Origin of the sequence: Barnesiella sp. CU968 (assembly GCF_905219685.1) — a bacterium.
In the GTDB taxonomy this organism is placed as follows: Bacteria; Bacteroidota; Bacteroidia; order Bacteroidales; family Muribaculaceae; genus Lepagella; species Lepagella muris_A.
Map to the genome: position 1 here is coordinate 1 of NZ_CAJMXD010000166.1, position 6,258 is coordinate 6,258.

The 6,258-nt window shown below is 50.0% G+C and carries 6 protein-coding genes; all 6 read right to left on the reverse strand.

Going from position 1 to position 6,258, the window contains the following annotated elements; translation table 11 throughout:
- The coding region (locus JX312_RS07700; RefSeq protein ID WP_204457599.1) for a DUF2400 family protein at positions 1-371 on the reverse strand (371 nt) is incomplete at its 3' end.
- The gene (locus JX312_RS07705) at positions 368-688 is read right to left on the reverse strand and encodes a hypothetical protein (RefSeq protein WP_204457600.1); all 321 of its coding nucleotides are present in this window, start codon (positions 686-688) and stop codon (positions 368-370) included. The genes JX312_RS07700 and JX312_RS07705, both read right to left, overlap by 4 nt.
- A 2-nt stretch (positions 689-690) precedes the next feature.
- A complete protein-coding gene (locus JX312_RS07710; protein ID WP_204457601.1) occupies positions 691-3,219 on the reverse strand; it encodes a prolyl oligopeptidase family serine peptidase in 2,529 nt (842 codons plus the stop codon).
- 16 nt (positions 3,220-3,235) lie between these two features.
- Positions 3,236-3,772: an FKBP-type peptidyl-prolyl cis-trans isomerase gene (locus JX312_RS07715; protein ID WP_123406226.1), complete on the reverse strand. Its 537-nt coding sequence runs from the start codon at positions 3,770-3,772 to the stop codon at positions 3,236-3,238.
- A 103-nt stretch (positions 3,773-3,875) separates the two neighbouring features.
- Positions 3,876-4,472, reverse strand: a complete 597-nt coding sequence (locus JX312_RS07720) for a LemA family protein (RefSeq protein ID WP_172470061.1) — start codon at positions 4,470-4,472, stop codon at positions 3,876-3,878.
- A gap of 45 nt (positions 4,473-4,517) precedes the next feature.
- Positions 4,518-6,062, reverse strand: a complete 1,545-nt coding sequence (locus tag JX312_RS07725; protein ID WP_123406224.1) for a glycine--tRNA ligase — start codon at positions 6,060-6,062, stop codon at positions 4,518-4,520.
- Positions 6,063-6,258 lie beyond the last annotated feature (196 nt).

Below are 6,258 nucleotides of genomic sequence, written 5' to 3' on the forward strand. Positions count from 1 at the left end.
TCAACCGAACCGTATTCGCGGAAAATGCGGCGCAGTCCCCTGAGAAAATACCTGAAATGACGGGCGAAAAATGTGCGGTGGAGGTTCATGTCGGCATCGAGGTCTTCATAGCCTTCGTCCATGACATACTTGTATGGCTCATGTTCCATCAGGTCGAGCATGCGCTCGGCATTGCGGCATATCATGGGTCTTCGTCCCCATGCTATGATTGCAGACAGGAACGATACGGTTTCGATGTCTTCAAGTCTGGAAAACCTGCGAGGAAACTGCACGGGATCATTCCCGATGAATTCCTCTCGATTTATTCTTGTGGCTTCCGAGTCGAGCAGTTCCCTGATGTCGGAAGGTACGGTGAGCAGTGGCGTATTCATAGTTTTTCAACAAATTTTCCAAGTATCGGATTCATTGTGCGCACAGTCGATACGAATGCTGAGTCAAAGCTTGCCGCAGAGCGCCTGTGACCGATTGAATCGTAACGAAGGCGCAAGGCACGTTGCCGCTCCACCTCTTTGCGTAGAAGCGAAGTGTCATCCCAATGGCGGGTGATTATGCTTCGTGCCGCATTTCTTCCGGCAATCTTCGCCGCTTCTATCTCGGTGGCATTCTCACCGGTCTTTTCGCTGTCAGAACATCCATATAACAAAGTGAGGGCGATAATAGCCCCCACTGTATAAATAATTTTTTTCATATTCATTTTCCGTAGAGCTCGTTCCACCATCGGGAGTCTCCCTTGAGATATTTGGCGAACCACGCCATTATGGTGTCTTGCCAGATAAGCTTCTTGTCGAAATCAGTGATGACGTGATTCTGACCGTCTACCGTTATAAACTCGACATCGCGTCCAAGAAGGCGGAGCGCATTGAAAATCTGTATGCTCTCGCCGATAGGCACATTGGTGTCTTCCGTGCCGTGAAGCAGAAGGAGAGGGGTGTGGATCTTGTCGGCATTGAAAAGCGAGCCTTGTCTGGTGAAGAGTTCGGGATTGCTCCAGGGATATGATTTTGCGGCAGCTATCGCATTGTAGGAATAACCCCAGAAACCTTCTCCCCAATAGCTTGTCACGTTCGAGATTCCAGCGTGCGACACTGCTGCCGCAAAGATGTCGGTGAGAGTCTGGAGGTACTGGGTCATGAAGCCTCCGTATGAAGCGCCGAGACATCCTACTTTCTTTTTGTCAACAAACGAATGGTCATCGCAGAATTTCTTTACACCCTCTATAATGTCTTCCGCAGTGCGTTTTCCCCATGCGTTCACATGACGGGCGGAGAATTCCTGTCCATAGCCGGTTGTTCCGCTCGGATTGATAACGTATACCACATAATCGCGCGAAGCGAATACCTGCGGGGAGTAGGGGTGATGAATGGCTGCGGATGAAGGAGAGGTGCCTCCGTAGTAATATACTATAAGAGGATATTTCTTTGATGAGTCGAATCCTGGAGGGAGACACATGTAACCGTCGATTTCTGTGCCGTCCGAGGCTGTGAATTTCCACGGCTCCATTTTGCCGAATACCACGTCGCGCAGTTCAGTCTGCATCGGATCGTCGATAAGACGGTTTTTATTGTTCTTCAGATTGAGAAGATATGCCACGCCTGTGTCTGTGAATCCGCCGCCGTGATACGACAGCCATGTCCCCTCGTCATCGCCCATGGAGAAACCGAATACGTATTCTATTCCAGTGTCGAGCGCGGATATTTTTCCTGATTTGGGATCCAGACGGTATAACTTGTTGAAGAACCCGGTCTCGCCACGGAAATATATGGCGCCGTCCACAGTGTTCCATACCGGTGTGCCAGACAAGGCGGGGTCAAAATCTCGCGTAACGGGATTGACCTTTTTGTCGGCTAAGGTATATATGAAACCCTGCCCGTCGAAATCGTTAGGTATCTCATGTTTCCCGGCGTTCGCACCGATACCGCCGAAAGCCTGCGGGCTACCTGTGATGAATAGCTGTTTTGCATCGGGAGAGTAAATGGCGTCATTGATGAATCCGTCATTACGGATGATTGTGTCCGTAGCGAGTGTGTTGAGATTCATCTCGATGAGATCTTTGAAATAGAGAGGATATTCCGCGGGACGCATTGTTGATGCGATATAGAGCATCTTCGAACCGTCGCGTGAGAAATCGCATATGTATGTTGTCGCTCCTCCGTAGGTGAGAATGGTCGTAACATGGGTGTCAAGGTCATAGCGCATCACGTAAGAGCGGTCGCGGTCGCCCGGAATACGGTCATCAGGACTTTTAACGCGTTTCAGCGGTCCCTGGTCTTTTGTACCTTCTACTTCTTTGTAATATATCAGTGATTTGCCGTCGGGTGTTATGCTGAACCTGTTTACCGGGACACCACGTGCAATCACGCGGCTTTTAAGCGTCGGCACTTCCATTGTCACTACATCATATCCTGCCGGTTTCTTTACAGTATAATATAATGTGGAGCCTTTGGGCATCCAGTTTGCCGAAGAAGACAGATCTTCTGTTATCATCTTTCCTGTTGCGGTTTCCTGAAGAGTGGCGCGGTAAGATGTCTCTGTGGCGGAGAATGTCTCGTAATATCTTGTAATAAGATATTTGCCGTCGGGAGAAATACTTGTTCCGCTCACACGCTCCCCTGTCATGGTCAGGCGTGTGGAGAAACGTCTTCCGATGTCCGGACCATCGGCAAGTTCCACATCCTCGAAGTCTTTGTCGGGAACAAACTCCAGTCTGAAGTCCGGCGCACTTTTGTCATCCGGCATAGATACGATATTGAGCTGGATCTCATAGTCGGCTTCAGGGTTGAGGGTAACAGCTCCGCTCGCCTCAGCGGGGATGGAATCAGCAATACTCTTTTTCGCTACAGACACGCCGTTTACGAACACATCGCCCATTGATGTGGACTTAAGGACGAGCTTCCCTTTTGCAAATTCCGTCGCACGCAGGCGGGTTGTGTAGGTTCGCAGTTCGGGTTTGCCGACAGCCTTGGGAAGAATGACTCTTCCGGAGGTGTCCGGAACCACTGTTGTCCAGTCTGCCATTTCGTCGCGAAGCGTCAGAGGAGTGCGCGCGCCCAGCAGCTGTTCGGCAGAGAATGCGTTCTCTTTCTGAAGGCTGTCGGGAAGCACGGGTGTGTTCAGCCTGACAGCCGGAGAAGATTTGAATTTGGTCAGAGTGTAGGCGGATGCCATGCCTGAACAGAGGATAAGTCCTGCCGCCAGTGTAGGAAAAAGGTTTTTGTTCATGATCGAAGTCTGGTAGTTATTTCTCGTATTTGGGAACGCCTTTCATCTTCATGTGATAGATGAGTGTGGAGAAAGGCTCGATAGGACTGCGCGATGCCGAACCGTAGGCGGAACCGGCGGGGATGACGAGTGTCACGGAGTCCCCTACATGAAGCGATGTCATTGCCACCCACATACCTATGATATTCTCGTTGGGCATGCTTTGGTAGATGCTGTCGCCATATTGGGTCATGCTGTAGGAATCACCCAGATATTTGCCGTTGATGTCCTCCATCTCATATTTGATGTTTACGGTAGAGTTGCTCAGCGGCTTGAGATTCTTCTCAGTGAGCGACCGGTCGTTGTGCCATTTTATGAGGACAAAGTCATTGGGTGCCCACTCGGGAACGACCTTGGTGTAGACTTTCTCTCCGTTTTCGGTGAGCTCCTCCATTTTGGTCACATATTCCTCGTTCTGTTTCTTCCATTCCACATAGTCCGGCTCTTCATCTTCACTGAGACATCCGGTGAAAACCATTGCCATCAGCGGAAGAAAATATAGAGATTTCTTCATATATCTGTTGTCGTTGTTGTTGCAACTGTCTCAATCCTATAATTGAGACAGTTGTTTTGTAATTAAGCGTGTTAAGATAAAAATGCAATCCTCGTGTCAAGTGTCAGAATTTCACTTCAGGGGCTTTATGCGCCCCTGCTTCAGCCTTGAACTGAGGTTTCTCCTTGAAGCCGAACCACCCGGCATATATGTTTGTCGGAAATTTCTTGATGCTTGTGTTGTAATCCATCACCGCCTCTGTGTAACGCTTGCGTTCGGTAGAGATCCGGTTTTCCGTACCCTCCAGTTCAGTCTGCAAAGCCATGAAGTTGGTGTTTGCCTTCAGGTCGGGATATGCCTCGCGGACGGCGTTCACATATATGTCGAGCGCGCCTTTGAGGGCACTTTGTGCCTGCTGGTATTGCTCGATGTTCTCCTGCGGGTTCTCCACAGACTGGGCGGCATCATAGGCTTTTGTCAGACCTGCGCGGGCGTTGGTCACAGCCTCCAGAGTGCTGCTTTCATGCTCAGCATATCCCTTGACAGTATTCACTATGTTGGGAATCAGGTCTGCGCGTCTCTGATACTGGTTCTCGACCTGTGCCCAGCTCTGATCAACCTGCTGCTGCTTTTCAACAAGACTGTTGTAATTGCACGACGAGAGAGAGGTCATTGCCAGCACTGCAACGAATGCGATGATAGTTTCCTTCAGGAATTTCATAATTCAAAATTTTTGGGAGCAGCCTTCGCTGCCCGGGGTGTATGGTCAAAGCAGCTTGCGCAGAAGACTGTTCAGGCTTACTTCTTCCGATAATATTTTCTCCAGTTCATCGACACTGAGACGTCTCTGATCCATCGAATCGCGTTCGCGGAGTGTTACAGTTCCGTCTTCAAGTGTCTGATGGTCGACGGTGATGCAGTATGGGGTGCCTATGGCATCCTGGCGGCGGTAGCGCTTGCCGATGGAATCTTTTTCGTCATACTGGCAAGTGAAGTCGAAACGCAGACGATGCTGTATCTCGCGTGCCTTCTCCGGCAGTCCGTCTTTCTTCACCAACGGCAGGACAGCGCATTTCACCGGTGCTATGGGTGCAGGGAAGTGCAGCACTGCGCGACGGTCGCCGTTGCCGAGATCCTGGTCTTCGTAGCAACTGCAGAGCACGCTGAGGAACATACGGTCCACACCTATTGATGTCTCTATAACATAAGGAACGTAACTTTCGTTGAGTTCCGGATCGAAATATTGTATTTTTTTACCGGAGAATTTCTCATGCTGCGAAAGGTCGAAGTTCGTACGGGAATGAATTCCCTCCACCTCCTTGAAGCCGAACGGCATTTCGAACTCGATGTCTGTTGCCGCGTTGGCGTAGTGGGCAAGCTTCTCATGGTCGTGGAAGCGGTATTTGCTATCTCCCAGACCGAGGTTCTTGTGCCATTTGAGGCGCGTCTGACGCCAGAAATCAAACCATTTCAGTTCTTCTCCCGGGCGCACGAAGAACTGCATCTCCATCTGCTCGAACTCACGCATGCGGAAGATGAACTGGCGGGCGACAATCTCGTTGCGGAATGCCTTGCCTATCTGGGCTATGCCGAAAGGAAGACGCATGCGACCTGTTTTCTGCACGTTGAGGTAGTTGACGAAAATACCCTGGGCTGTCTCCGGACGAAGATAGACGTCCATCGCGCCGTCGGCAGTGGAACCCATCTCGGTCTTGAACATGAGATTGAACTGGCGCACATCGGTCCAGTTGCGTGTGCCGCTTATCGGATCTGCTATTTCGTAGTCAAGGATAATCTGTTTGAGCTCCGCGAGGTCATTGGCGTTCATTGCCTCTGAGAAACGGTTGTGAAGCTCATCGCGTTTGCGCTGGTGTTCAAGCACGCGAGGATTTGTCTGACGGAACATGGCTTCGTCGAAACTCTCTCCGAAACGTTTTGCAGCCTTGGCGACTTCCTTGTTTATCTTTTCTTCGAATTTGGCTATTTCATCTTCGATGAGCACATCGGCGCGATAGCGTTTCTTTGAATCCTTGTTGTCAATCAAAGGATCGTTGAATGCGTCCACGTGTCCTGATGCTTTCCAGATTGTGGGGTGCATGAATATGGCGGAATCAATGCCGACGATGTTGTCGTGAAGCATTGTCATTGCCTCCCACCAGTAACGTTTGATATTGTTTTTCAGCTCTACACCGTTCTGTCCGTAGTCATACACGGCAGAGAGCCCGTCGTAGATTTCGCTTGATTGAAATACGAACCCATATTCTTTTGCATGGGCTATGATTGTCTTGAAAACATCTTCCTGTTTTGCCATTGCTCTGTTATGATTGAGTCTGTTTATTTACAAATTTCTGTTATTGCCTTGCTGATTTCCCGATGCCCCGCCTGTCAGGCGGAATGCGGCATTCAGGCGCGTCCGCGCCGTAGCTTCCGTAAACAGCGGCGTTTAACACGCAAATTTACCGAAAATTTTTAACATCGGCAAAAAAAGACCGTACAATGTGCGTTGC